At 57.5% G+C, this 24,546-nt stretch carries 25 protein-coding genes; 10 read left to right on the plus strand and 15 right to left on the minus strand.

The genetic code is table 11. The annotated features are described in order from the left end of the window. Positions 1 to 18: 18 nt before the first annotated feature. The 6 genes from KHQ28_RS04160 to opgB all read left to right on the plus strand — a co-directional run bounded on the left by KHQ28_RS04160 (position 19) and on the right by opgB (position 5,759). The gene (locus KHQ28_RS04160; protein WP_004146059.1) at positions 19 to 795 is read left to right on the plus strand and encodes a threonine/serine exporter ThrE family protein; all 777 of its coding nucleotides are present in this window, start codon (positions 19 to 21) and stop codon (positions 793 to 795) included. Then, entirely contained in the window at positions 786 to 1,259 is a 474-nt protein-coding gene (locus tag KHQ28_RS04165; RefSeq protein WP_002887631.1) for a threonine/serine exporter, read from the plus strand. Before KHQ28_RS04160 ends, KHQ28_RS04165 begins: the two co-directional genes overlap by 10 nt. 102 nt (positions 1,260 to 1,361) lie before the next feature. Beyond that, on the plus strand, positions 1,362 to 1,901 hold the full coding sequence (dnaT, locus tag KHQ28_RS04170) for a primosomal protein DnaT (RefSeq protein ID WP_002887624.1): 540 nt from the start codon (positions 1,362 to 1,364) through the stop codon (positions 1,899 to 1,901). A 2-nt stretch (positions 1,902 to 1,903) separates the two neighbouring features. Then, on the plus strand, positions 1,904 to 2,641 hold the full coding sequence (dnaC, locus tag KHQ28_RS04175; protein ID WP_002887623.1) for a DNA replication protein DnaC: 738 nt from the start codon (positions 1,904 to 1,906) through the stop codon (positions 2,639 to 2,641). A gap of 65 nt (positions 2,642 to 2,706) precedes the next feature. Beyond that, on the plus strand, positions 2,707 to 3,198 hold the full coding sequence (locus tag KHQ28_RS04180; RefSeq protein WP_032418071.1) for a DUF2501 domain-containing protein: 492 nt from the start codon (positions 2,707 to 2,709) through the stop codon (positions 3,196 to 3,198). A 257-nt stretch (positions 3,199 to 3,455) separates the two neighbouring features. After that, positions 3,456 to 5,759 (plus strand): phosphatidylglycerol--membrane-oligosaccharide glycerophosphotransferase, encoded by a 2,304-nt coding sequence (gene opgB, locus KHQ28_RS04185; RefSeq protein ID WP_211777567.1) that lies wholly within the window; start codon positions 3,456 to 3,458, stop codon positions 5,757 to 5,759. Positions 5,760 to 5,813: 54 nt separating this feature from the next. Here opgB and KHQ28_RS04190 read toward each other — a convergent pair whose 3' ends face one another. The 9 genes from KHQ28_RS04190 to KHQ28_RS04230 all read right to left on the minus strand — a co-directional run bounded on the left by KHQ28_RS04190 (position 5,814) and on the right by KHQ28_RS04230 (position 15,322). Continuing rightward, the gene (locus tag KHQ28_RS04190; protein WP_072198303.1) at positions 5,814 to 6,758 is read right to left on the minus strand and encodes an Rpn family recombination-promoting nuclease/putative transposase; all 945 of its coding nucleotides are present in this window, start codon (positions 6,756 to 6,758) and stop codon (positions 5,814 to 5,816) included. Between the two features lie 133 nt (positions 6,759 to 6,891). After that, positions 6,892 to 7,902, minus strand: a complete 1,011-nt coding sequence (locus KHQ28_RS04195; RefSeq protein WP_004178531.1) for an SIS domain-containing protein — start codon at positions 7,900 to 7,902, stop codon at positions 6,892 to 6,894. A gap of 17 nt (positions 7,903 to 7,919) precedes the next feature. Beyond that, positions 7,920 to 8,981, minus strand: coding sequence for an SIS domain-containing protein (locus KHQ28_RS04200; protein WP_032418072.1), 1,062 nt, complete (start codon positions 8,979 to 8,981; stop codon positions 7,920 to 7,922). Positions 8,982 to 8,993: 12 nt separating this feature from the next. After that, positions 8,994 to 9,845, minus strand: coding sequence for a PTS system mannose/fructose/sorbose family transporter subunit IID (locus KHQ28_RS04205; RefSeq protein WP_004146068.1), 852 nt, complete (start codon positions 9,843 to 9,845; stop codon positions 8,994 to 8,996). Beyond that, positions 9,823 to 10,602: a PTS mannose/fructose/sorbose/N-acetylgalactosamine transporter subunit IIC gene (locus KHQ28_RS04210; RefSeq protein WP_002887608.1), complete on the minus strand. Its 780-nt coding sequence runs from the start codon at positions 10,600 to 10,602 to the stop codon at positions 9,823 to 9,825. The genes KHQ28_RS04205 and KHQ28_RS04210 overlap by 23 nt, the downstream gene beginning before the upstream one ends. A 16-nt stretch (positions 10,603 to 10,618) precedes the next feature. Continuing rightward, on the minus strand, positions 10,619 to 11,089 hold the full coding sequence (locus KHQ28_RS04215; protein ID WP_002887607.1) for a PTS sugar transporter subunit IIB: 471 nt from the start codon (positions 11,087 to 11,089) through the stop codon (positions 10,619 to 10,621). Between the two features lie 14 nt (positions 11,090 to 11,103). After that, positions 11,104 to 11,526, minus strand: coding sequence for a PTS sugar transporter subunit IIA (locus KHQ28_RS04220; protein ID WP_002887606.1), 423 nt, complete (start codon positions 11,524 to 11,526; stop codon positions 11,104 to 11,106). A 100-nt stretch (positions 11,527 to 11,626) separates the two neighbouring features. Then, positions 11,627 to 14,392, minus strand: a complete 2,766-nt coding sequence (locus KHQ28_RS04225) for a sigma 54-interacting transcriptional regulator (protein WP_032418073.1) — start codon at positions 14,390 to 14,392, stop codon at positions 11,627 to 11,629. Between the two features lie 108 nt (positions 14,393 to 14,500). Continuing rightward, positions 14,501 to 15,322, minus strand: coding sequence for a GNAT family N-acetyltransferase (locus KHQ28_RS04230; RefSeq protein WP_032418074.1), 822 nt, complete (start codon positions 15,320 to 15,322; stop codon positions 14,501 to 14,503). Between the two features lie 32 nt (positions 15,323 to 15,354). Between KHQ28_RS04230 and KHQ28_RS04235 the strand changes: the two genes are divergently transcribed. After that, entirely contained in the window at positions 15,355 to 15,888 is a 534-nt protein-coding gene (locus tag KHQ28_RS04235; RefSeq protein WP_002887560.1) for a GNAT family N-acetyltransferase, read from the plus strand. Positions 15,889 to 15,957: 69 nt separating this feature from the next. Continuing rightward, entirely contained in the window at positions 15,958 to 16,821 is an 864-nt protein-coding gene (locus tag KHQ28_RS04240; protein ID WP_021467401.1) for a MurR/RpiR family transcriptional regulator, read from the plus strand. Here the strand turns inward: KHQ28_RS04240 and KHQ28_RS04245 are convergent. From KHQ28_RS04245 to KHQ28_RS04265, 5 genes are all read right to left on the minus strand, one after another. Beyond that, complete coding sequence (locus tag KHQ28_RS04245) at positions 16,818 to 17,417, minus strand: 2-dehydro-3-deoxy-6-phosphogalactonate aldolase (protein ID WP_004146077.1); 600 nt, start codon at positions 17,415 to 17,417, stop codon at positions 16,818 to 16,820. The two genes, KHQ28_RS04240 and KHQ28_RS04245, sit on opposite strands and share 4 nt — an antisense overlap. Next, a complete protein-coding gene (locus KHQ28_RS04250) occupies positions 17,404 to 18,276 on the minus strand; it encodes a 2-dehydro-3-deoxygalactonokinase (protein ID WP_032418075.1) in 873 nt (290 codons plus the stop codon). Before KHQ28_RS04250 ends, KHQ28_RS04245 begins: the two co-directional genes overlap by 14 nt. 9 nt (positions 18,277 to 18,285) lie before the next feature. Continuing rightward, positions 18,286 to 19,773: a sodium:solute symporter family protein gene (locus KHQ28_RS04255; RefSeq protein ID WP_032418076.1), complete on the minus strand. Its 1,488-nt coding sequence runs from the start codon at positions 19,771 to 19,773 to the stop codon at positions 18,286 to 18,288. A gap of 185 nt (positions 19,774 to 19,958) precedes the next feature. Beyond that, positions 19,959 to 20,351 (minus strand): RidA family protein, encoded by a 393-nt coding sequence (locus tag KHQ28_RS04260; RefSeq protein ID WP_004177530.1) that lies wholly within the window; start codon positions 20,349 to 20,351, stop codon positions 19,959 to 19,961. A gap of 10 nt (positions 20,352 to 20,361) precedes the next feature. Then, positions 20,362 to 21,801: an amidohydrolase family protein gene (locus tag KHQ28_RS04265; RefSeq protein ID WP_032418077.1), complete on the minus strand. Its 1,440-nt coding sequence runs from the start codon at positions 21,799 to 21,801 to the stop codon at positions 20,362 to 20,364. Here KHQ28_RS04265 and KHQ28_RS04270 point away from each other — a divergent pair. Both KHQ28_RS04270 and KHQ28_RS04275 read left to right on the plus strand, forming a co-directional pair. Then, positions 21,779 to 21,958, plus strand: coding sequence for a hypothetical protein (locus tag KHQ28_RS04270; protein ID WP_032418078.1), 180 nt, complete (start codon positions 21,779 to 21,781; stop codon positions 21,956 to 21,958). The two genes, KHQ28_RS04265 and KHQ28_RS04270, sit on opposite strands and share 23 nt — an antisense overlap. 43 nt (positions 21,959 to 22,001) lie before the next feature. Beyond that, positions 22,002 to 23,222 (plus strand): amino acid deaminase, encoded by a 1,221-nt coding sequence (locus KHQ28_RS04275; RefSeq protein ID WP_032418079.1) that lies wholly within the window; start codon positions 22,002 to 22,004, stop codon positions 23,220 to 23,222. A gap of 116 nt (positions 23,223 to 23,338) precedes the next feature. On the opposite strand, the gene KHQ28_RS04280 is transcribed toward KHQ28_RS04275, so the two are convergent. After that, positions 23,339 to 24,355 carry an Ldh family oxidoreductase gene (locus tag KHQ28_RS04280; protein ID WP_004214400.1) on the minus strand — a complete coding sequence of 339 codons (1,017 nt, stop codon included), beginning with the start codon at positions 24,353 to 24,355 and terminating at the stop codon, positions 23,339 to 23,341. Positions 24,356 to 24,546 lie beyond the last annotated feature (191 nt).

The following is a 24,546-nucleotide window of genomic DNA, read 5'->3' on the forward strand; positions in this document are numbered from 1 at the left end:
GTGGACAATAGAGGAAGTATGCAGGTTGATCGGACACAGCAGCGGGCAATCACACGTTTATGCATCCAGTGTGGTCTTTTTCTGTTACAGCACGGCGCCGAGAGTGCGCTGGTGGAGGAACTGTCAACACGTCTCGGGCTGGCGTTGGGGATGGACAGCGTTGAAAGCGCCATCTCTTCGAATGCCATCGTCCTGACCACCATTAAAAATGGCGAATGTCTTACCTCTACGCGCAAAAATGTCGATCGCGGCATTAATATGCATGTGGTGACGGAAGTGCAGCACATTGTGATCCTCGCCGAGCATAAGCTGCTGGACTATCGCGACGTCGAGAAGCGTTTTGCGCAGATCGTTCCCCTGCGCTATCCGCGCTGGCTGCTGGTGCTGATGGTGGGTCTTTCCTGCGCCTGTTTCTGCAAACTGAATAACGGCGGTTGGGATGGGGCGCTGGTCAGCTTCTGCGCCAGCACGGTAGCCATGTACATTCGCCAGGTGCTGACCCATCGCTCCATGCATCCGCAGATCAACTTCTGCATCACCGCCTTTGTCGCCACCACCATCTCCGGGCTGCTGCTGCGCCTCCCGGCGTTTGCCAGCACGCCGACCATTGCCATGGCCGCCAGCGTCCTGCTGCTGGTCCCGGGTTTTCCATTAATCAATGCCGTCGCCGATATGTTTAAAGGGCATATCAATACCGGACTCGCCCGCTGGGCGATCGCCAGCCTGCTAACCCTCGCCACCTGTATTGGCGTGGTGATGGCCATGACCGTATGGGGGCTGCGCGGATGGGCATAATCTCATTTATTTTTGCGCTGGCGGAAGACATGCTGCTGGCGGCGATCCCCGCCGTCGGGTTTGCGATGGTCTTTAATGTCCCTCAGCGCGCTCTGCGCTGGTGCGCGCTGCTGGGGGCGATTGGCCATGGCTCGCGTATGATCATGATGAGCGCCGGTTTTAACATTGAATGGGCCACCTTTCTCGCCGCTCTGCTGGTGGGCAGCATTGGCATTCAATGGTCGCGCTGGTATCTGGCGCATCCGAAGATTTTTACCGTCGCCGCCGTGATCCCGATGTTTCCTGGCATCTCAGCCTACACGGCGATGATTTCCGCGGTAAAAATCAGTCATTTTGGTTATTCGGAAGAGATGATGATTTTGCTGCTGAGCAATTTTTTAAAGGCCTCTTCGATTGTGGGCGCCCTTTCGATTGGCCTGTCGATACCCGGCCTGTGGCTGTATCGTAAGCGTCCTCGCGTCTAACCCCGACGTCGCGGTTAATCCGCGACGCTCCTTCCGCGATGGCCTCTGTGCTACTATGTGCAGATCACCCCACTCTTTGCAGTTCAGAGTTGAGATAGAGTTATGTCTTCGCGAATTTTAACCTCCCATTTTAGCGGCCTGGAAGAGTTCCTCCAGCAGCACGCGGCGCTGCTGGCAAAATCGACTGACGGCACCGTTGCCGTTTTTGCCAATAACGCGCCGGCATTCTATGCGCTGACGCCAGCGCGGCTGGCGCAACTGCTGGAGCTGGAAGCCAGGCTGGCGCGCCCCGGCAGCGACATCGCGCTTGACCCGCAGTTTTTCGAGGAGCCCGCCGCGGCGCCGGTTGCGGTGCCGATGGGCAAATTTGCTATGTACGCCGGATGGCAGCCTGACGCCGATTTTCAGCGCCTGGCCGCGCTGTGGGGCATTGCCCTGAGCCAGCCGGTTACCCCTGAAGAGCTGGCCGCTTTCGTCGCTTACTGGCAGGCGGAAGGTAAAGTCTTTCACCACGTGCAGTGGCAGCAGAAGCTGGCGCGTAGCGTGCAAATCAGTCGCGCCAGCAACGGCGGACAGCCGAAGCGCGATGTGAACAGCGTTAGCGAACCCGACAGCCATATTCCGCGAGGTTTCCGAGGATGAGCATGAAAAACGTTGGCGACCTGATGAAACGCCTGCAGAAAATGATGCCGGCACATATTGAACCGGCGTTTAAAACCGGCGAAGAGCTGCTGGCCTGGCAAAAAGAGCAAGGCCGGCTGCGTTCCGAAGCGCTGGAGCGAGAGAATCGCGCGATGAAAATGCAGCGCACCTTCAACCGCTCGGGGATCCGCCCGCTGCATCAGAACTGCTCCTTTGATAACTATCGCGTCGAGTGCGAGGGGCAGATGAATGCGCTCGCCCGGGCGCGCCAGTACGTGGAAGAGTTCGATGGCAATATCGCCAGCTTTATCTTCTCCGGTAAACCGGGCACTGGCAAAAACCACCTGGCGGCAGCCATTTGCAACGAGCTGCTGCTGCGCGGGAAGTCGGTCTTAATCATTACCGTGGCCGATATTATGTCGGCGATGAAAGATACCTTCGGCAACCGGGAAACGAGCGAAGAACAGTTGCTTAACGACCTCAGCATGGTCGACCTGCTGGTGATCGATGAAATTGGTATGCAGACAGAGTCTCGCTATGAAAAGGTCATTATCAATCAGATAGTTGACCGGCGCTCATCCTCCAAACGACCTACCGGGATGCTCACCAACAGCAATATGGAAGAGATGAACAAACTGCTCGGCGAGCGGGTGATGGACCGTATGCGGCTCGGCAACAGCCTGTGGGTTATCTTCAATTGGGAAAGTTACCGGCACCGCGTTACAGGCAAGGAGTATTAAGAGATTTCCGGGCGACGACGGCGTTATACTAAAGCGATTATTCAGTCACGCTTATGAGTCCGTCTATGAAATCGTTTAAAAATAGCGTTGTTGCCGCGCTTGCCGTTAGCGCGTTTACCCTCTCTGACGCCCACGCCGCCTCCTGGCAGGATTCCCTTAACAGCGCTGCCAGCCAGCTCAGCGGCAGTAACGCCCAGGCCAGCGGCGGCATGTCCGTCTCCTCGCTAACCAGCCTGCTTAACGGCAGCAGCCAATCCCTGACCGCCAGCAGCATGAATAATGCGGCCGGGATCCTGTCATATTGCGCGAAACAGAAGCTGGCCTCCGTGACCAGCGCCGATAACGTCAAAAATCAGGTGCTGGATAAACTGGGGCTTAGCACGCCGGAAAAACAAAAACAGGACACCAGCTATCTGGATGGCCTGCAGGGGCTGCTCAACAGCAAAAACGGCCAGCAGTTGGACCTGAATACGCTCGGCAATAGCTCGCTGGCGAAACAGGTAAAAACCAAAGCCTGCGATCTGGTCTTAAAACAGGGTGTTAATTTCCTCTCCTGATCCTGACTGACAAGGCCGCATTTGTTGCCTTCGCGGCGGCGCCGCGGCCTGAAACGCTTTTTTTTGCAGTTTTCCTGTTCCGTTTTCCCATTTCGCCCGATGCGATGCCGATCAAAAAAGGCAACTTCTAAACCAATTCTGAATAACTGCACACTTTCATGACGCTAGAATTGCAGCAAGATGGCGCTGCAATTACAGTGGGGCTTGAAAAGTAATCTGTTCTGCCAGCCGATAACTGGCATTAATGAGGATGAGCTGTGTCAGAGTTGTTATCCATCGCCTTATTTTTAGCTTCGGTGGTGCTGTATGCCTGGAAAGCGGGTCGTAACACCTGGTGGTTTGCCGCCACGCTCACGGTGTTAGGCCTGTTCGTGGTGCTGAATATCACCCTCTACGCCAGTGACTACTTCACCGGCGACGGCATCAACGACGCGGTACTCTACACTCTGACCAACAGCCTGACCGGCGCCGGGATCGGCAAATATATACTGCCGGGGGTCGGCGTGGCCGTCGCACTGGTCGCCGTCTTTGGCGCCCTCGGCTGGGTGCTGCGCCGCCGTCGGCATCATCCTCATCACGTCGGTTACAGCCTGGCGGCGCTACTGCTGGCGCTGGCCTCCGTTGATGCCAGCCCGGCCTTCCATCAGATCAGCGAGCTGGTGAAATCCCAGTCACGCGAGGGCGATCCAGACTTTGCCGCGTACTATAAAGAGCCGTCGAAGCAAATCGACAATCCGCAGCTGAACCTGGTCTATATCTATGGCGAAAGTCTCGAGCGCACCTATTTTGATAACGACGCCTTCCCAAACCTCACCCCTGAGCTTGGCAGAATTAAAGCTGAGGCCATTGATTTCAGCAATACCATGCAGCTGCCGGGGACCGATTACACTATCGCCGGCATGGTCGCCTCACAGTGCGGCATTCCGCTGTTCGCGCCGTTCGAAGGTAATGCCTCAGCCTCAGTCTCCAGCTTCTTTCCACAGAATATTTGCCTTGGCGATATTCTGAAGAACTCCGGTTACGAGAATTACTTTGTGCAGGGGGCTAACCTGCGCTTTGCCGGCAAAGACGTGTTTCTTAAATCCCACGGCTTCGATCATCTGTACGGGGCGGAAGAGCTAAAAACTACGGTGGCGGATCCTACCTACCGCAACGACTGGGGCTTCTATGACGACACTGTGCTCGACGAGACCTGGAAAAAATTCGAAGAGCTGTCGCAGTCCGGGAAACGCTTCTCGCTCTTCGCCCTGACGGTGGATACCCACCATCCCGACGGTTTTATCTCACGCACCTGCGAGCGTAAACGCTATGATGTGGACGGCAAGAAAAACCTCTCTTTCAGCGCCGTTAGCTGCAGTCAGGAACATATCGCCGCGCTGATAGAAAAGATTAAAGCCTCACCCTATTTCAAAAACACGGTCATCGTGGTCTCTTCCGATCACCTGGCCATGAAGAACAGCGCCTGGGATTATCTCAACAAGCACGATCGCAGCAATCTGTTCTTCGTCCTGCGCGGCGATAAACCGCAGCAGGAGACCCTGGCGGTGAAACGCAACACCATGGATAACGGCGCGACGGTGCTGGATATTCTCGGCGGCGATAACTATATCGGCCTCGGGCGTAGCAGCCTCTCCGGCCAGTCGCTCTCCGGTATTTTCATGAATATGAAAGAGAAAGTCCTGGCATGGAAGCCTGACGTGATCCGCCTGTGGAATTTCCCCAAAGAAATGAAGAATTTCACCATCGACTCGCAAAAAAATATGATCGCTTTCTCCGGCAGCCATTTCCGCCTGCCGCTGCTGCTGCGGGTATCTGACCAGCGCGTAGAACCGCTGCCGGAGANNCTGCCGGAGAGTGAATACTCTGCGCCGCTGCGCTTCCAGCTGGCCGATTTCGCGCCACGGGATAATTTCGTGTGGGTCGATCGCTGCTATAAAATGGGCCAGCTGTGGTCGCCTGAGCTGGCGCTCTCCACCGACTGGTGCGTCTCGCAGGGACAGCTGGGGGGTGAGCAGAAGGTCCAGCACGTTGATAAGCCGCAGTGGCACGGCAAGACCGCCTTCAGGGACACCCTTATCGATATGGAGCGCTATAAGGGCAACGTCGATACGCTGAAAATTGTCGACAACGATATTCGCTATAAGGCCGACAGCTTCGTGTTTAACGTCGCTGGCGCCCCGGAAGAGGTTAAACAGTTCAGCGGTATTTCGCGTCCCGAGTCGTGGGGGCGGTGGTCCAATGCTCAGTTGGGCAGCGACGTGAAGATTGAATATAAAGAGCCGCTGCCGGAGAAATTTGATCTGGTGATCACCGCCAAAGCTTATGGCCCAAACGCTAATAAGCCGATTCCGGTGCGAGTTGGAGAAAGTGAGCAAGTGCTCACTCTGGATAATGACGTGACTACCACGACGCTGCATTTTGACAACCCAACGCGCAGCAACACGCTGATCATCACCCCGCCGGACCCGCAAACCACTAACGAGGGCAATATCCTCGGCCACTCCCCGCGTCAGTTGGGGATCGGCATGGTGGAGATCAAAGTGGTGAAAAGCGAAGGCTAACGCAATCCTGCCCGGCGAATTTTCGCGCCGGGCAGCGGTTGTCGTGGCAGGACGTTAACCACACAGCGGCTGTAGTTCATCAGTCGACAGTCCGGTGATCTTCTGTACCATCTCTTTGTCGAGGCCATTCTGTAACATACTGCCGGCAATGCGCAGCGCCTCGCGTCGGCTGCCTTCCTGCAAGCCCTCCAGGTGCCCTTCTTCCCGGCCTTCCAGTCGGCCTTGTTGCCGACCTTCCTGCTTAAGCTTTTGCGCGATAGACATCAATGTCTCCTCATACTGTGGCAGACGGCGGGCCAGCCGGCGGAGAAACACGCCCGGCTCGGCCGTATTACCGTACTGCAGCATATAGTGAAACAGCATTCTCAACTGCCGACGGTTAGTGTATCCCAGCATCACAACGGCCGCCAACGACTCCGTTATGCCGCTGAGATCGCGCTGGCGAATATGTTTTTGCATCAGCTCCAGCAAGGCGACTCGCCGATGTTGCACGATGTCATCGTCCGGCATCACCGTCACGTCGATCAATGGAAACGGACAGCCATACAGCGTCTTCGCCAGCTGCGGGTCGGCAAATTCATCCAGCCAGTTGAGGGAAAAAGGATACGGACTGGTTGCACCGTGATAAAAAAGCATCGGCACCACCAGCGGCAGCGTTTTGTGCCCGGCATCCAGGTGGCGCTGCATTGCGGCAATCGCATAGCGCATCAGGCGAAAGGCCATATGGCTATCCGGTGAGCTCTGGTGCTCTATCACCACGTAAACATACCCCGTGCCGCAGGTGGTCTGCACCGACCAGAGGACATCTGAATACCAGGCGCGCAGATCCTCATCGATAAAGCTCGCCGATTGCAGCCTCAGGGTAGAGAAATCGCACCGCTGAAGGATCGCTTCGGGAAGGTAGAGGGTGAGGAAATCAGTCGCTGTCTCCGGGTGACGAAGAAATCGCTTAAAGACCGCATCGTGCGGCGTCGAGGTCATCCGTTTTTTCATGGCCATCCGCTTGCCTGAAAGAGAAGGTAAGCCGGACTCTATCACCGGTTTTTACCCGGTTGGGTTTGACGACAATTTTCTGGGAAGCGCCTCGGAGAATAGCATGGCGGCCAGCCCGGCTGGCCGCCATCAACACGGCTTAGTAATCAAACTGCCGGTAGTAACGGCGGATATTGAGGTCGTGGCCGGTATGGTGTTCAAAGTGGGCCGCCAGCCGGTCCACCAGCAGGGTGGACACCACGCACGGCGCCATAATCCAGCGGAACGCGTCATCAATGCCGTTCAGCGGATAGTCGCGCGGGTCGATAACCACCAGATGGTCAGTTATTTTTTCGGCAAAACGCTCGACGCGTTCGTCCAGCGCCCGGCATCTCCCCTCGCCTTTCACCAGAAACAGCGGAACCTCTTTTTCCAGCAGCTCCAGGGTGCCGTGGAAAAATTCAGCGGAGCTCACCGACTTCGTCCGCTTCCACTGCATCTCTTCGAGAATACACATTGAGAACAGATAGACCTCGCCCCACATTTCCGCGCCGCCAATCCACATCATATAGTCGCAGTCATGGTATTGCGCGGCAATGCTATCCGCTCGGGGATCGAACTGGCGTTTCGCCTGCAGGAGATTTTCCGGCAGTAACTCGAGCTGGCTGGCAAATCGCGCATAATCAGCAAACTCGCCGTGACGAAAAATGACGCGGAAGAATAACCAGTACAGCAGCATATATTCATATTCCACGCCATTTTTGTGGCACATCGGAATATGCCAGCTGGCGGCGGCAGCCAATGGCGAGTCGGCGTGACGAGTAATAGCTACCACGCGGATCCCCTGTGCCTTGCACCATTCGGCAATGGCGACCGACTCTTTGGTATCGCCGGATTTAGATAACGTAACGACAACCGCATCTTTATTTAATTTTTTATGTCCGCGATGGATTAACTCCGCGGCCTGTTCAAGATATACCGGCACGCTGGTTAATTCCTTGGCAAATTCATTAATTGCCATCATCGGCGCCAGGGAACCACCTACCGAAGCAAAAAATAATGCGCTACAGCCGCTGTCATAAATATCGTCGGCTACGGTTTCAGCCTGTTTACGCGCAGCGATGATCTCGCGAGCACTGGTCAGGTACTCGTCCTGATTAAAACCCAACATAGTTTTCTCCTGAATATTCAGATTTTACTTTTTAAGACGCGGTCAAAATCGTCGAAAATACGTTTAGCCAGATCGATGCCTTTCAGTCCTGCGGTATGCCAGGCGAGCATCTGCACTGGGACAATCAGCAGCAGAGGCGCCAGGTGATGCTCGCACGGACAGTTTAGCGCCAGCGTTTGAGCATCCTCTTCGTCACCCAGCGTCAGGGTAAAGGCCCGGTCAATGGACGGCGCCAGATAGTCGCGCAGCGCCCGGGTTCGCGCGTCCGGCGTATCTTCAATAAACAGCATCACATGGCGGGCATTGGCTTCCAAATAGGGGCCATGCATATAGGCTTCCAGCTCAAAGCCGCTGGAAGGCACGCGCACCGTCTCGGTAAATTTGGTTTCGAACTCCTTCGCCACGCCAACCAGCGCGCCGTAGCCGGTGGCGACAAAGCGCTCGCCGCTACGCAGCGTTTCGCTATGGCGGTCAATAAAGCGCGAGGTACGGACGATAACCTCCGGGATCGCCGCTACCAGCCGCTGCAATTCAGCGAGATAGTGCTGCTCCTCGACCTCGCTGGCTTTCTCCTGCTTACGAGCAATGATCAGCGCTATCAGCAACAGGTTGAGCACCGTCGCGCTAAAGCCGCGGGTCACAAACCCTACGCTCTCGATCCCGGTATTAATATCCAGAACGCCATCGCTGGCGCATCCTATCGGGCTTTGCGGATCTGAGGTCAGGGCGAAAACCGATTTGCCGGAAGCCTGTACCTTACGCATCGCCTCCAGCGTCGACGCGCTTTTTCCGCTCTGTGAAATCGCCACCACCAGATCGGCATGCGGGTCGATCGCGTCGTAATGGGTGAAGTTGTACGGCTCTTTAATGTCAAGCAGCACACCGAAGCGTTGCTCAAAGAAATAGCGCGCGCACAGCGCGGCATTCAGCGACGATCCGGTCGCGAGCAATAATATCCGCCGTACCGGGTGCTGGCGGGCGAAGGTTTCAATCGGCGCCAGCTTTTGCCGGTACTCGCGCAGGATCTGCGCCAGGCAGGCTGGCTCTTCACTGATATATGTCATCATTGTTGGTCGCATAGCTCACTCCCGTTAAAACAATCCGATCCACGAACCCAGAATGCCCACCAGCGCCATGCCGCCAATAATTGAGAGCGGTTTAACTTTCCGTCCCAGTAGCCAGTAGACGATGCCAAAACTCACCAACGGCAGCATGCAGGGCAGAATGTCGTTGATAATGTCCTGTACCTGGGTTTTGGCCTCCCCGGCGCCGAAGGAGAGAGGAATGGTGATATCGATCATTGAAGCGGTCATCGCCCCGACTACCATCAGACCGATAATCGACGCCCCGTAGGTCAGGCTCTCCATCATTCCGCTCTTCTGGATCCGCTGCAGGACCCCGGTGCCCAGTACGTAGCCCCAGCGGGTAAAACACCAGCGCACCAGAATGTGCGGCACGTTAAACACCAGCAGAAACAGGATCGGCCCGAGGATGTTGCCCTTCAGCGCCAGGCTGGTGCCGATCCCGGTGGCGATGAGGCGCAGCGTCCCCCAGAAGAAAGAGTCACCCAGCCCGGCTAACGGTCCCATCAGTGAGGCTTTGACGTTATCAATCGCAGTGGCATCCATGTTTTTCTGCTGACTGTTTTTCTCTTCCATCGCCGTGGTGATCCCCAGCAGCAGGGTGACGATATGCGGCGTGGTATTGAAAAAAACCAGATGCCGCTTCAGCGCTGCGGCCAGCTCCTCTCTGCGCGGATAGAGCTTCTTCAGCACCGGGATCAACGCGTAAACAAAGGCGAGATTCATCTGCCGCTCATAGTTCCACGAGAACTCCATCTGGAAAGAGCGCCAGAACACCCGGCGTAAATCGCGCGGCGTAATCCGGGTTTCTTCCTGCGCCTGCGGCTGCAGGGTCTCTTCAGAAATCATCTTCGTCGTCATCGCTGACTCCTTGTTCTGTCGTGATACGAGGTGAATTCAATGCGGTGACGTTAACCATGACCACCGCCACGATAGCGCCGAGAATGGCGATACCGGTCACCGGGATTTTCAAATAGGCCATCAGCACAAAACCGAGGAAAAAATACGGCGCCACTTTCTTGTTAATCAGCAGCCTGGCGAGCATCGCGAAGCCGAGGGCCGGGATGATGCCGGTGGCGACGCTGAGCCCATGTTTGATAAATTCCGGGATCGTATCGAGCAGGGATTTCACCGCGTTGCTGCCCACCAGGAATGAGACGGTGACCACCGCGGCAAGCATCAGCGACAGGCCGAATCCGGCAATCAAATGCATCCGCTCAATGCCGCGGAGATCCGCCCGTTCCGCATACCCGTCCGCCTTCTGGCTAAGCATTGGAATGAACATCCCCAGATAGATGTTTTTCAGGATCAAAGTCAGCGTGGCGATAGGCAGGCCAAGCAGCAACGCCGTTTCTGTGCCTGCGCCAGAGGTAATGGCGAACGCCACGCCGAGAATACCGCCCGTCACGACGTCGGGCGGGATCGAGGCGCCAACGGAGAAAGAGCCGATAAACGCCAGCTCCAGCGTCGCGCCCATAATGACGCCGGTCTGTACATCCCCCAGCACCAGCCCGGTCAACAGCCCGGTGACGATAGGCCGTGAAATTAGCGACGTCCCTAAGGCATATTCCGATTGCGCGATAAACGCCACCAGACCCAGTAAGAGAGCCTCTACCATAATCTGTCCTCCGGAATTACACGCATTCCGCAAAAAGCTGTTTGCGATCGTTCGGGACCTGGCGAATCTCCACTTCGACGCCCTTGCCCACCAGTTGTTGTAGCTGTTCTATTTCTGTCGGCAGTAAATTAATCGCCTTAGAGATATTTTTACTGCCCTCTTTAGCCTTTATTCCGCCAAGATTTATGCTTTTTATTTCGTCGATGGCGCTGGCAATACGCCAGGCGTCATTAACCGACTCCACAACAATAAATAAATTATATTTATCGGTAACCCCGCTTTTTATTGCCTCAATAGAATCATTTATATTTTTAATCACCAGCTTCACCGAGGGCGGTTTGGCAAGCTTAATGGTGGTTTTCCGCAACTCATCGCCAGGGACGCTATCGTTGGCGATTAAAATACAATCGGCGCCGACATATTGGGTCCAGGAAAAGGCCACCTGGCCGTGAAGTAATCGATGGTCTACCCTTAATAATGTAATCATCATGCTTCCTCATTTCAGAAGTCTTTATCCATAGTCATCGCGCTGGCAATCGTTTGATTGCAGTACTGAATGCTCTCTTTGGCGTTTGTTAATGCCTCGGTAATTAATTTTTCGGTATTGTCTTCGGCTGCGGAAATCAGCAAGTCAATAATTAACGGCAGATTTAAACCGGATAATAAATGGAAATGTGGGCGAGATAAAAAACGAACAAACTCGTTATTCACGCTACCGGCAAAAATATCCGTAATCACGATCAGCTCATCCTGCGCCGGGAAACGCGCCACTAGCGCTTCCACCTGCTGCGTCAGATCGACCTCTTCTTCCACGTAGGCACACAAGGTATGTATGTCGGGTTGTTTACCGAGGATCAGTTCCACGGAGTTCAACAAACCGTTAGCAAAGCTGCCATGGCTGGCAAAAATATAGTGTCGTTTCATCCTTACCTCGAAAGCGCATTCCACTGCTTTCTTAATTGCAACCGACGTGCCAGAAACAGTGGCGCGTCGGCTAACGCAAGGATAAAAAAGAAGAGATGTGTTAAAAGTCTTGATCTTCCTGAATAAATTCTGTTTCCCGCGTCAGGATATCGTGAATGTAGCAGAGCTCTACAACGGGAATTTTGACACTATACCCGCTCTCTATGACACTAAAGGCCTCGCGTAGCGTAGCCAGCTCGCGATCCGGACACTGCCCTCCAGTGTATTGGGCTGGGGAAGCGTGACGAATTAATCGCTCTATCAGACAGCTGATATGCACATACAGCGCGACCTTACGATCGTTAGGTACATCGCGCCCGGCCAGATGCTCATAGCGCAGCAAAAACTGCTCAACCTGGTTGATCACCTTAGCCGTATCGAGGATCGTCACCGACTCGATCACCCGGCGCAGCGAAAAGTTTTTCAGGATCAGGTTGTTGATCTCGCTGACCTGCTCCGCCGTCGCCAGTTCGCCAAAAATGCGCATCAGCGGACGACTCCCTTCGCCAGAGATCAGCGAATCCAGCGAGATCCATGGTAGATCGGCAAGATGCGGATCCAGGGTACCGACGATCGCCAGCACCTCATAGCGGCTTAGCATCGGCTCCCGTCGCGCGGGATCGGCAAGGGTCTCCACATCGCAGGCCACAATATCAATGCCAAGCGCTTCAGGAATGCTGGCTTTTAACAGCGCCGACAGATTCGCCGCCGCGCCCAGACCGGTCGCGCAGGTGGTTAAAATCGCCCGCGGCTTATCGGTTTGCGGGTAATAGTGCTGGTGCTCAACCGCAAGGTCATCGCCGATCTCGCGGACGATATCTTCCAGCATAACGCCCTGCAAAATGCGCTCCCCGACGTACATCGCCATACCGGTGGAGACATTGTTGATGATCGCCATCGGCGTACTCAGGCGACGATTAAAATGGCGGTGAATGGCGTTCAGCGATCCCATGTCGACCAGGATTATCAATCCTGATGCCAGGGCATGGCTCTCTATGTAGGCCATCACCTGGTTAGCGATAGCCTCCGGCGTCACGTCCAGCGGCATATCGAATGACTCAAAGAGCTGGCTTTTCAGCAAGCGGTTCGCCACGTTGGCGATGCTGCTGGCGGTAGCGTAACCGTGAGCGAGAATTATCGCCCGGGTCACCTGCTGCTGGCTGATGGCGCCATTCTTGTGGAACCACAGCACTAACAGCAGCAGGTCGATACGCTGGGGTTCAATATCCAGCTTCAGCGTCAACGCACCGAGGATCGCTTCGCAAAAGCGATACAGCAGCGGAAACTTCTGTACCAGGAAGTCCTCCAGCTGGCGGGCTTTTTCATTGTTTATCGTGGACTGCGCCTGTCGGGATCGGTGGATCAGGTAGTGGCTCAGCGCGTAGAGGCAGTTGCCGTTAAACTGGATATTGAAGCGCTTTTCCAGGCGATAATACTCCTCCCGAACCTGATGAGCGATCAGCAGCAGCATCTGCGAGCTACTGGAGTCATGATTATCAAAGATCAGCCGATCGAAGAGGGTTTCAATCTCTTCCCCCATGCTCCTTTGCGCCTCTTCCCAGACCGTTTTTTTATTCAGCACCGCTTCATACTGCGCCAGAACCCGACACTGAACGTCATAGATCAGCCCCTGTACCGGGTCGCGCGCGCGCAGCAGCCAGACCAGGCTGGTCTGCGGCTCGATAAGCAGCGGCTCCTGCTGGCCCATCGCTTCGCTGAGCGCTGGCGTCGCGGCCATGACATTTTCCGGCAGATCGTGCAGCGTCACGGTCAACATTTCGCGGCCCGGAGACCTGGCCCAGGCTGACGCCACGGCGTACTTCACCACATTCTTCAGCTCGCCGACGTTGCCCCGATAAACATACTGCGTCAGGACCTGCAACAGTCGCGGCGTTAGTTGCAGCCGGGCGGCAAGCGTGCGCGCCTCCTGCCAGAAAAACTGTAGCGTTAGCGCCTCCTTCTCCTCGCGGCTACGGTGTTGAAGATCGGGCAAGCTAACCAGGATCGGAATTCGGCGCAGGAAGGTGGTGAGAAAAGTGCTGTGAATATCTTCGGTGGTGGCAAACACCAACCGCAGCGAAATCGGCAAGCCTTGCGCGGTCTCCCCCACCCGGTAGATCTCCTTACGATCCAGCCAGGTGAACAGCTTCTCCTGTCCCTGAGCATCCAGGCGATGGACCTCATCGAGAAACAGCATCCCGCCGTTTGCCGCCTCAAACGCCCCCGCTTTATCGCTCTGCGCACCGGTAAACGCGCCTTTGACGTAGCCAAACAGGTTGGCGGCCAGCAGCTCCGGATTACTCGCATACTGCGCGCAGTTAAAGCTCACAAAGGGGGCATCGGGCGCCAGCAGCTCCTGGGCGATGGCGAACTCATGCATCAGCTCAGCCATATAGCTTTTGCCGGTCCCGCTGTCGCCGGTGATCAGCAGCGGTAGCCCGCCGTTAGGATAAAACAGCGCGGTTTTCATCTGCTCAATCGGTTTACGCAGGCTGCCGTCATGCCCGGTCAGCAACGAAAAATGGTCCGCCTGCTCCGGCTGGCGGTCGCTCTCCGCGAGTAACTCCGCCATGCTGGCATACTCACTGCGGGAAAGCGGGTAGAACTGCTGGCAAAAGGCTTTTTTATGCAGAAAATAGACCGGCCGGGTGTTGATTTTCACCAGCACGTCCTGAGCGACCAGCTGATTGAGATAATGGCTGGCGGTATTTCTTTGCATCGCGAAACGCCGGGCCAGCCAGCTGGCGGTGAAGACCTCGCTCAGGTTATCCGGATCGAAAAAATCGGTCTGATTTTGCAAAAAAGCCAACAGTTCCGTTTTACGCATCGCATCCCCCTCTTCGCCATTACGAAGGGATATGATGCGGGAAAAGAGAGGCTTATCGACGGCTCGTGCTGTTTTTTGCGGTCCAGCGCACACTCCCGGCTAAGCCGACTACGCGTCGGCCAGATCCATCGTCATTTCATACTGCTGCAGCGAGAGCGGCGTATATCCGGCCGCGGCAAACAGCGGCGTAAAAGTTTCCGGGACCGTCACCGAAGTACCAATGCCCGGGAACTGCTGCGCCAGCGCCATCAGCAGCTCACGCGCCAGCCCCTGGCGGCGGGCGGCGGGCTCCACCCACAAAAACGACAGTACAGGGCGCGAGCCCGCCGTCGTTAGAACCGCGAAGGCGCGCTGTTCCAGCGTCACGACCTGACATGGCAGAGTGGCGAAGGTAAGCGGATCCAGCAGCCAGGGAAGCTGGCTGTTACTCTCCTCAATGGCGCGCCGAAGCAGGGACAGGGTGGGATAAAGCTGTAATACGCCCGGCACCGGGGGCAGAAGTTCTGTACTCAGGTAGCCGCAGAGCCCATAGCGTCGCGTAAAGCCCAGCGACTGATACAGCGCGACGGCCGCATGGTTATCGCGGATCACCTCCAGGAATACCGTCTCGATCCCCTGCTGTTGCAAAAGCATCAGCAGCTCCTGCATCAGTTTCCGGCCCAGGCCTTTGCCGCGCCAGGCCGGGCGCAGGGCAAAGGCCGCCAGGCGAGCAGCATTCCCCCGGCGCGCGACGATCGCGATCGCCGCCGGTTCATCTCCGGCCAGCCAGACGCGGGAATCGACCAGGCTCATCCCCTCGGCGCTAAAACGCTGAACAAATCCCTCTACCGACTGGGTAACAGGCACCAGGTAGGCTTCAAAACAGGCGTTGAGAATATCCGTTAACTGCACGCTGCTGAACTGCGTGGCGGGAACGGCGGTCAGCTCCATACTTTTCTCCCGAAGGCTGCTATGCTGAGGTGATGAAAACTAACACTATAACTGCCGGTGCCGTATTACGCCTGACTCAGGAGAGCGATATCGCCCTTCTGCCCGCCATTGAACGTTCTGCCGCCCAGGCATTTCGCCAGATCCCTTCTCTCGCCTGGCTGGCGGACAGCGAGGTGATTAGCGTTGCGCGCCATCATGATTATCTGGAAACGGAGCATAGCCTGCTGGCGGTAGCCGCCGGGCAACCCGTTGGCTTTATTCTGACCGAACCGCTCGACGATGCGTTATTTATCGTCGAAGTCGCCGTCCACCAGGCCTGGCAGCAACAGGGCATCGGCCGGATGCTACTGGAGCGGGTTATTGAGAGCGCACGGCAGATGGGCTACCCGGCGGTAACCCTCACCACCTTCCGCGAGGTGCCGTGGAATGCGCCGTTTTATACCCGTCTGGGATTCGCCATGCTCGATGAGCTGACCCTGCCCGCCGGGCTGGCGGCAAAAAGGGAACAGGAGACCCGGCACGGCCTGCCGCCCGAGTCGCGCTGCGCCATGCGCCTGGCGTTGTAGACTTCAGCACTGATTTCAGCGGCGCAATATGGTACAAAGTACCATTCAAAACTTACCCGTTGTTACCGTATGTCCTGGTCAATCGATATTATTTCCTGCATAACCGATCGCTTTGTGGAACTCACGGCGACCGAAAAACGCATTGCGCAGTTTATTCTCGATGATGTCGCGGCGGCGGCGGAGCTGCCCATCGCCGAGATAGCGCGTCTGACGCAAACCAGCCAGGCTTCGGTCACCCGTTTTGCCCGGGCGCTCGGCTGTAAAGACGTCCGCGAGCTGAAGATGAAGCTTGCGCAATCTCTTGCGGTCGGCCAGCGGTTTATCCTCGATGTTCCGGATCTCGAAGGCGTCCAGGGGATCTATGAGTCAATCATCAGCGTACTGGAGACCAACCGGCGGGCGCTGGATATCGAGGCGCTGAAGCGCGCGGTGAGCTGGCTGAGCGATGCGCGGCAGATCCTCGCCCTGGGGATGGGCGGCGGTTCGACCATCTGCGCTCAGGAAATTCAGTATCGCCTGTTTCGCCTCGGTCTGCCGGTAGTCAGCCAGAGCGATGGTCTGCTGGTACGCATGATGAGCTCGGCGGTGACGCCGCAGGATGTGGTGATCGTGCTGTCTCTGGGCGGCTATACCCAGGAAATCATCGAGAGCGCGGCGATTGCCAGCCAGTACGGCGCGAAGGTTATTGCGATTACCCCCGCCGGAACGCCGCTGGCTGAACAGGCGGATCTGGTGCTACCGCTGCTGGTACGGGAAAACGACTATATCTTTAAGCCCAGCACTTCCCGTTACGCGATGCTGGCGATGGTCGATGTGCTGGCCACCGAACTGGCGATGGCCAACAAACCCCAGGCAAAAGGCAAATTACGCCGTATTAAGCTGGCGCTCGACAGCCACCGCGGCGGCGTCGATCGGCAGCCGCTGGGGGACTAACTTTTACTGGCGGAGATAAACCTCTCCGCCTGCTCGCGGGTACGTTCCACGGCCTGTCCGGCGCGATAAAGATCGCTGCCCAGACCGGCACCGGCGCACCCCGCCTGTATCCAGGTCGCCAGATTTTCCGGCGTCACGCCGCCGACCGCCAGCACCGGAACCTCCGGCGGCAACACCGCTTTCAGCGCGCGAATATAGTCCGCGCCGAATGCTGATGACGGAAAGATTTTCAGCCATTGCGCCCCGGCATCCAGCGCGCTAAACGCCTCGGAGGCCGTCGCGCAGCCGGCGCACACCAGCATCCCCTTATCTACCGCGCGGCGGATCACCGCCGGGGCCGTATTGGGCGTCACGATAAGTTTCGCCCCGGCTTCAGCGAGAAAATCAACCTGTTCAACCTTCAGCACCGTTCCCGCGCCAATCATCGCCCGCTCGCCAAACTGACGCACCATCGCCGGAATACTTTGCTGCCAGTCCGGCGAGTTGAGCGGGATTTCGATATAGCGAAAGCCTGCATTTATTAGCGTCTCAATATGATCTGCCGCCTCAGCGGGTTGAATGCCGCGTAAAATCGCCACCAGCTTAATCTTGTCCATCAATCATCCTCGCTATACCCGAAAGAAACGCCGCCTCGCCGGAGCAACGGGAAACGGCTAACCCACGCGCCGCCATCGCCTGCTGATAACGGACACTGAGCGAGTGCTCACCAACCAGCACCACGCGTCTGGCGCGATAGCGTTCGCTGAATGTCGCCACCTCCGCGCCAATCAACAGCCCGGAGAGATAATCGCTCACCGAAGTCGCCGCCAGCGCGCCTAACACCCGCGCGGCGCGGGCGCTAAAAAGCCCGGACAATAACGCCGGCTGATTTAACCCTTTTTCCATACCGAGGGCGAAAGCGGCTTCATCCGGCAACTGCGCAGGCAATTGCTGGCCGAGCAGCGAATGGTTAAGCAGCAGGTGATGCAGTTCGCCGGTCATCGCCGTGGCGAACTGGTGCACCACGCCGTTTTGCACCTGCACCCATTTGCAGTGGGTGCCGGGCATCACGTAACACTCCGCGGGCATCAGTTGCCAGGCGCCCAGCAGCTGCGTTTCTTCACCGCGCATTACGTCGTAATCTGCAGCCTGCGCCACTTTCAGCCCCGGCACGATCCACACTTTTTCCGCCACCTCATATAACTGACCGTTGAGCGCCTCCAGCGCCAGCGGGCAGGCCAGATAAGGCACCGGTTGCCATCCGGCATCGCTGCCGATCATGCCCGCCATCACCACCGGCAGCGCGGGGTCGCCGCGCCACGGCGCCAGCTGCTGCTGAAATACCGCTTCGGCGCGCTGCCCGTTCAGACGCGTGACGCCGCAGGGCAGTTTCAGCTTGTCGATGCATTCGCCATCACGCATCCGCCATGCCCGCAGCTGGGTGGAGCCCCAATCGACGGCAATATACTCGTTCATGATTGCCCCTTACCCGCGTGAGGTATGACGTTTGCCAATCGGCAGCGGCGGCGGCGTTGGGCGGCTTTCACGCTCGCGGGTAATCATCTCCAGCGCCTGCTCGCGGCTCATGCTGCTTGCCGGGGTCAGTAACGTCACCACAACCGAGGCCACCAGGCTCGTCAGCACCGCCGGAATACACGGGTTGCCCCAGAACGCCAGCCAGTCGCTATCCACCAGCACCGCAACCGATGCCCCGGCGCCGCCGGCCAGCGCGGCGACCGCGCCCTGCCAGTTAAAGCGTGTCCAGAAACGGCCAAGCATGGTGCAGATAAACATCCCGGACATAATCATCGAGATCATTTTGGTGATGTAGCTGATGATGTCGTTGGAGGTCAGGGCAAACAGCAGCGCCAGCGCAATCACCAGAACCAGGAAGATCCGCGACAGGCGAATCGCTTTCTCCGGCGCGGGCATATGGCCGGTCACCAGGGTGTAGAGGTCGCGCAGCATAATGGACACCGCGGCGATGGCATCAGAGCTGCCGGAAGACATATTGGCCGACATGCCGGCAATCAGGATCGCCATCGCCAGCACCGGCGGCAGCACCTGGGTGGCAAACAAGAAGGCGAAGCCGCTGTTCTCCAACTGCGGGTTCATGGTCCATACCGCCATACCGATGATCGCCGGCAGGAAGGAGAATCCCAGATACAGCAGGCCGGTAATCGTGAAAGAGTGGCGTACCGAAGAGACGGTCTTCGCCGAGTAAATACGCTGGCGATAAGAAGGCGTCGCCAGCACGCCGACGCCGATCACCATCGCCAATGATAGCGCCGGCAGCACGCCTAATTTATCGACCGCGAACAGGCTTTGCGCCGCCGGATCGACGGCCTGCTGAATATGGCTCCAGCCGCCAACGTGATGAACCGCCAGTATCGCCATTAAAATAAAGCCCACGAACAGCACGATCGATTGAATGGTATTGATCCACACCACCGCGGAATAGCCGCCGATACCGACATAAACCACAAAAGCCAGCGCGATAATAATTTTCGCGACATTAATATCAATGCCGCTGGCCCACGCTAGGTATAATCCGCCGCCTAATATATGCGCCCCCAGCCAGCCTATAGAGGCAATAAAAATAAGTATTGCGACGAGGTTTTTTATAATTTTACTGCCGCCAGTGTAATACGACATTTCTTCACTCATGGTCATGAAGCGAAGTTTACGTACCGGTGCAAATAACCATGCCACCAGCAGGATCCCCACCGCGCCGCCGAGGCCGTAAAGCATCCCGGCCCAGCCGTTGCTGTAGCCAAAGCCGACGGCGCCGACGCTGGAGCCGGTCCCCACCATGGTGCCGACCGTCGAACCGAGAGTGAGGATCATCGGCAGCGAACGACCGCCAAGTAAAAAGTCTTCGCCGGTTTTCTGTTTGCGCGAAACGTACCAGCCTAAGGTAATCATCGCGCAGGCATAAACGGAAAACCAAATCATAAATGACATATTATTCATGGCTCACATCCAGACGTAATAAATAATATTCGTGCCGCTGAATATTATGAGTTAACAGGAACCATGCCTGAAAAAAGGCATAGCGAACCCAGTGGCACCGATTTATTTATTCACTCTGGTGCCGATATCACACTTTTTTGATGCTCCCTCCCGCAAAGGGAGGGATTTATTTTAGGTTTCGAGCGTTATTGTCGCGCAGCGTTAAAACAGGTCACATCCACTTCGACTTTACAATCCACCACCAGGTCCGCTACGCAGCAGATGCGGGCAGGCGGGTTGTCGCCAAAGAACTCGCGAAATACCTTATTGAACGACTGAAAATAGCGCGCATCGGTGAGGATCACTTTAACATGCACCACGTCGGCCAGGGTGTAGCCCGCTTCGGTCATGATATCTACGCAGTTCTGAATCGCCAGACGCGACTGGTCGACAATCCCGCCTTCCACCACTTCCCCGTCCTTCATCGGCGTCTGGCCGGAAACGTACAGCCAGCCTCCCGCTTCCACCGCCCGCGCGAACGGCAGGTGCTGCCCGCCGGTACCGGTACCACCTTCTACGCCATAACGCTTGATACTCATACTCAACTCCTTAGTCCATCCGACGACGCAGGAAACGCCCTGCCCGTCCGGTAATTTTCTTATCACTGCCGTAGCTCATCACGCCGTTGACCATCACCGCCTCAATGCCGTCCGCCGGTCGTTTCGGGTCGGAGAAACTGGCGACATCGCGCACCGTCTGCGGGTCAAACAGCACCAGGTCGGCAAAGTAGCCAATTTTCACCAGCCCGCGATCCACCAGCTGGAAGCGCGCCGCCGACAGCCCGGTCATCTTGTGTACCGCGGTAGTCAGCGGGAATAGCTGCTCGTCGCGGCTATAGTGGCCGAGCACCCGCGGGAAGGCGCCCCACAGGCGCGGATGCGGCATCGGATCGTTCGGCAGCCCGTCAGAGCCAATCATGGTGACCGGATAGCGCATCACCCGCCGTACGTCCTGCTCATCCATGTTGTGATAAATAGCGCCCGCCGGCATCAGCCGCGCCGCGGCGTCGTGCAGGCTCACCTGCCACTCATCGGCGATCTGCTGCAGCGTTTTCCCCGCCTGCTCCGGCTGCGCTTCGGACCAGGTAATCACGATATCAAACTCGTCGGTCACCTGCTTCATATCCAGCGTCGACGAGCTGGCGGAGTAGGGATAACAGTCGCAGGCGATATCCTGCTGCTGGCGCATCTCATCGAAAAAGGCCAGCGTCTCTTTGGTACGCCCCCAGTTTTTCGCCCCGGCGCACTTGTGGTGCGAAACCACCACCGGCACGTTGCCGTGGCGACCAATACGGAAGGCTTCGTCCAGCGCCTCGAGAATCGGCTCAAACTCTGAACGTAAATGGGTGGTATAGACGCCCTTCCCGGCCGCCAGCTCTTCCGCCAGCGCCATCACCTCCTCGGTGGTCGACTGGAAGGCGCTGGCGTAGGCCAGCCCGGTACTGAGCCCTAATGCTCCCTGGCGCAGCGCATCGCGTAGCTGTACGCGCATGCCGGCGATTTCCGTCTCGTTCGCCGGACGAAACAGATCGTCCATATGGTTATTACGCAGCGCGGTGTGACCGATTAACGTGCCGACATTCAGCGACGGTCGCGCCGCCTCCACCGCATGGGCATAAGCCTCCACGGTGGGATAGATAAAGTGTTGCTGCTCGCCGAGGAGATTCATCGGGTCCGGCACTTCCCCCCGCATGGTGGCGGTCGCCGCACTGATCCCGCAGTTGCCGACGATCACCGTCGTCACCCCCTGGCTGAGCTTCGGCAAGTACTCCGGCATGCGGATCACGTTGATATCATCATGGGTATGCACATCAATAAAGCCCGGCGCCAGTACCCGCCCCTGGCCATCAATCACCTGCTCCGCCGCAACGTCCAGCGCCGGGGCGATAGCCATAATTCGATCGCCCTTCACCGCCACATCAGCACGGTATTGCGGCCCGCCGCTCCCGTCGATCACCGTGACGTTTTTGAAAAGCCAGTCAACTTTCATAGCAATTACTCCCTTTCGACATGCCGATAAGTTAACCATTTACAAGCGCAAAAAACAGTGGAAAACTACGCAAAACTCAGATCGTTTTGTGATACTTTTATTCAAAACGAATAACATTTTTATGTTAAAAATATATTTATCAAATAGTTATAAATGATACCCAGCGACTAACCGATTATAAACCCTGAAAGGATAGTGTTATGAAATACCATTCAGCACCGCTCATCCCGCACAAATCCGCCCTCATGTCCGCGCCGGCTAATCTGCTGGCGGAAGAGGTCTGTCTACCCGCCGCGCTGCTAAAAAAGTCGGCGCTGGAAAATAATATTTCATGGATGCAGCGCTACGCCGACGCCCGCGGCGTATCGCTGGCGCCGCATGGTAAAACGACAATGACGCCATGGATATTTCAGGCGCAGCAGCGAGCGGGGGCGTGGGGGATCGGCGTGGGCAGCGTCTGGCAGGCTAGCGCGGCAATGGCCAGCGGCATCCAACGCGTCCTGATGGTTAATCAGCTGGTCGGCAAAGCCAATATGCAGGTGGTCGCGCAGCTAAAAGCCCACTATCGGGCGGTGGATTTTATCTGCTGCGTCGATAGCGAGGTCAACGTGCGCGCCCTCTCCACATTCTTCGCAGACCAGGGACAAACGCTGGATGTGCTGATTGAACTTGGCGTGCCTGGCGGGCGCTGCGGTTGTCGTAGCGTTGATGACGCGCTGGCGCTGGCGCAGCGGGTAAGCGACCTGCCGGGGCTACGGCTACGCGGACTGGAATTGTATGAAGGGGTGCTGCACGGCGACGATCCGCAGCCGCAGGTGGAAGCGCTGTTACAGCAGGCAGCGGCGCTTTCCTGCCGCATGGAGCCGCTGGTTGACGGCGAATTTATTCTCACCGGCGCGGGCACCGTCTGGTATGACGTGGTGTGCAACATCTGGCTGGCGGCGGCAAAACCGCGCCGCTGCCGTATCGTCATCCGCCCTGGCTGTTATATCACCCACGATCGCGGGATCTACGATCTCGCCCAACAAGCGCTGATCGCCCGCGATCCGATTGCCTGCGATCTCGCCGGCGATCTCACTTCAGCGCTGGAGCTGATGGCGATGGTGCAATCGGTGCCGGAGGCGGATCGCGCGGTAGTGAATTTCGGCAAGCGCGACTGCGCTTTCGACGCCGGGCTGCCGCAGCCGATCGCCCATTATCGTAATGGCCAGCAGTTAGCGCTGCGCGCGGAGTCGATCGTCAGCACCGGCATCATGGATCAGCATTGTATGCTGCGCCTGGCGCCGGGCAGCGATGTGCAGGTCGGCGATATTCTGCTGTTCGGCACCTCGCACCCGTGTCTGACCTTTGATAAGTGGAAGACGTTGCTGCTGGTCGATGACGACTACAACGTGCTGGACGAGCTCGACACGCTGTTTTGACAGGCATCCGGGTAGCGGCGCTTCGCGCCTTACCCGGGCTACACAACCCGCGACGTTCGGTAGCCCGGCTAAGCGTAGGAAAACCGGGGGATGTCCCGGCGGCGGCGCTTCGCGCCTTACCCGCCCTGGCGCAAGGCGCAAATCTCATCATGCAATGAACGACTGATAATGACCCCCTGCCGTTCACTCTGCTGGCGGCAGGCAAAACGCCGCTCGCCCGGTAGACGCGCCCCTTGTTCCTGCATACCCATGAACAGCGTTTCGGCGCGCGCCAGCTGCTCTGGTGCCTGCGCGCCGAGAAAACGCTGCGGATCCAGCGCCAGAATCAGCTCGCCGCCGTAGGGGAGACCGCCCGCGCCGTTATCCCACGCCAGCGATTCGGCGCTGGTCATATCGCCGATAAGCGGCCCGGCCAACAGCTCAACCATTGCCGCCAGCGCCGAGCCCTTATGGCCGCCGAAAGTCAACATCGCGCCGTTCAGCACCTCTGCGGCATCGGTCGTTGGCTGTCCCTGACTGTCGATTCCCCAGCCTTCCGGTAGCGCTTTGCCGCTGCGCTGATGCAGCTGGATCTCGCCGCGCGCCGCAGCACTGGTCGCCATATCAACAATAAATGGCGGCTTATCCTGCCGCGGCCAGCCGAAGGCGATGGGGTTGGTGCCGAACAGCGGACGTGTGCCGCCCGCCGGGGCGACCCAGGCGTGGCTTGGCGTACAGGCCAGCCCTACCAGCCCTGCCTCGGTCAACGGCTCAATATCGGCAAACAGCGCGGAAAAATGAACGCAGCGATTAATTGCCAGCGCCGCAATGCCATTGTGGCGCGCCTTCTCCAGCAGCAGCGGCAGCGCGCGCTCGTAGGCCAGCAGTGAAAAAGCGCCCCCGGCGTCCGCCCGCGCAATCGCCGGCGCCTGGTCATGGATCTGCGGCTCGGCATCGGGCGATACCTTACCTTTGCGCAGGGTATCGACAATGCCCAACAGCCGCCACAGGCCGTGGGAAGCGCAGCCGTCGCGCTCCCCGGCGGTCACATTGCGGGCAATCGCCGCCGCGTGGTCGGCGCTAAATCCATTGGCGCTGAGTACCTCCAGCGCCAGGTCATAAGCTTCAGGTAAAGATAGAGTTACCGACTCCATACTGTTCTCCTTTACTCTTCTTCGTCTCCGCTAAAGTTAGCCTGCGGCAGGCAGCTGCGCGCGCCCCAGTAGTAAATCCCCAACGACATCGCCGCCATCCGGGAGGTGAACGGCGCGCGGCTGATTGCCCGCCCCTGCGCACAGCGTGCTGTTTGAAATCGCCGATGGCGGCGGCGTGGTTTACTGGCAGA

It is taken from the genome of Klebsiella sp. 28 (genome assembly GCF_018223905.1).
GTDB lineage: Bacteria > Pseudomonadota > Gammaproteobacteria > Enterobacterales > Enterobacteriaceae > Klebsiella > Klebsiella pneumoniae.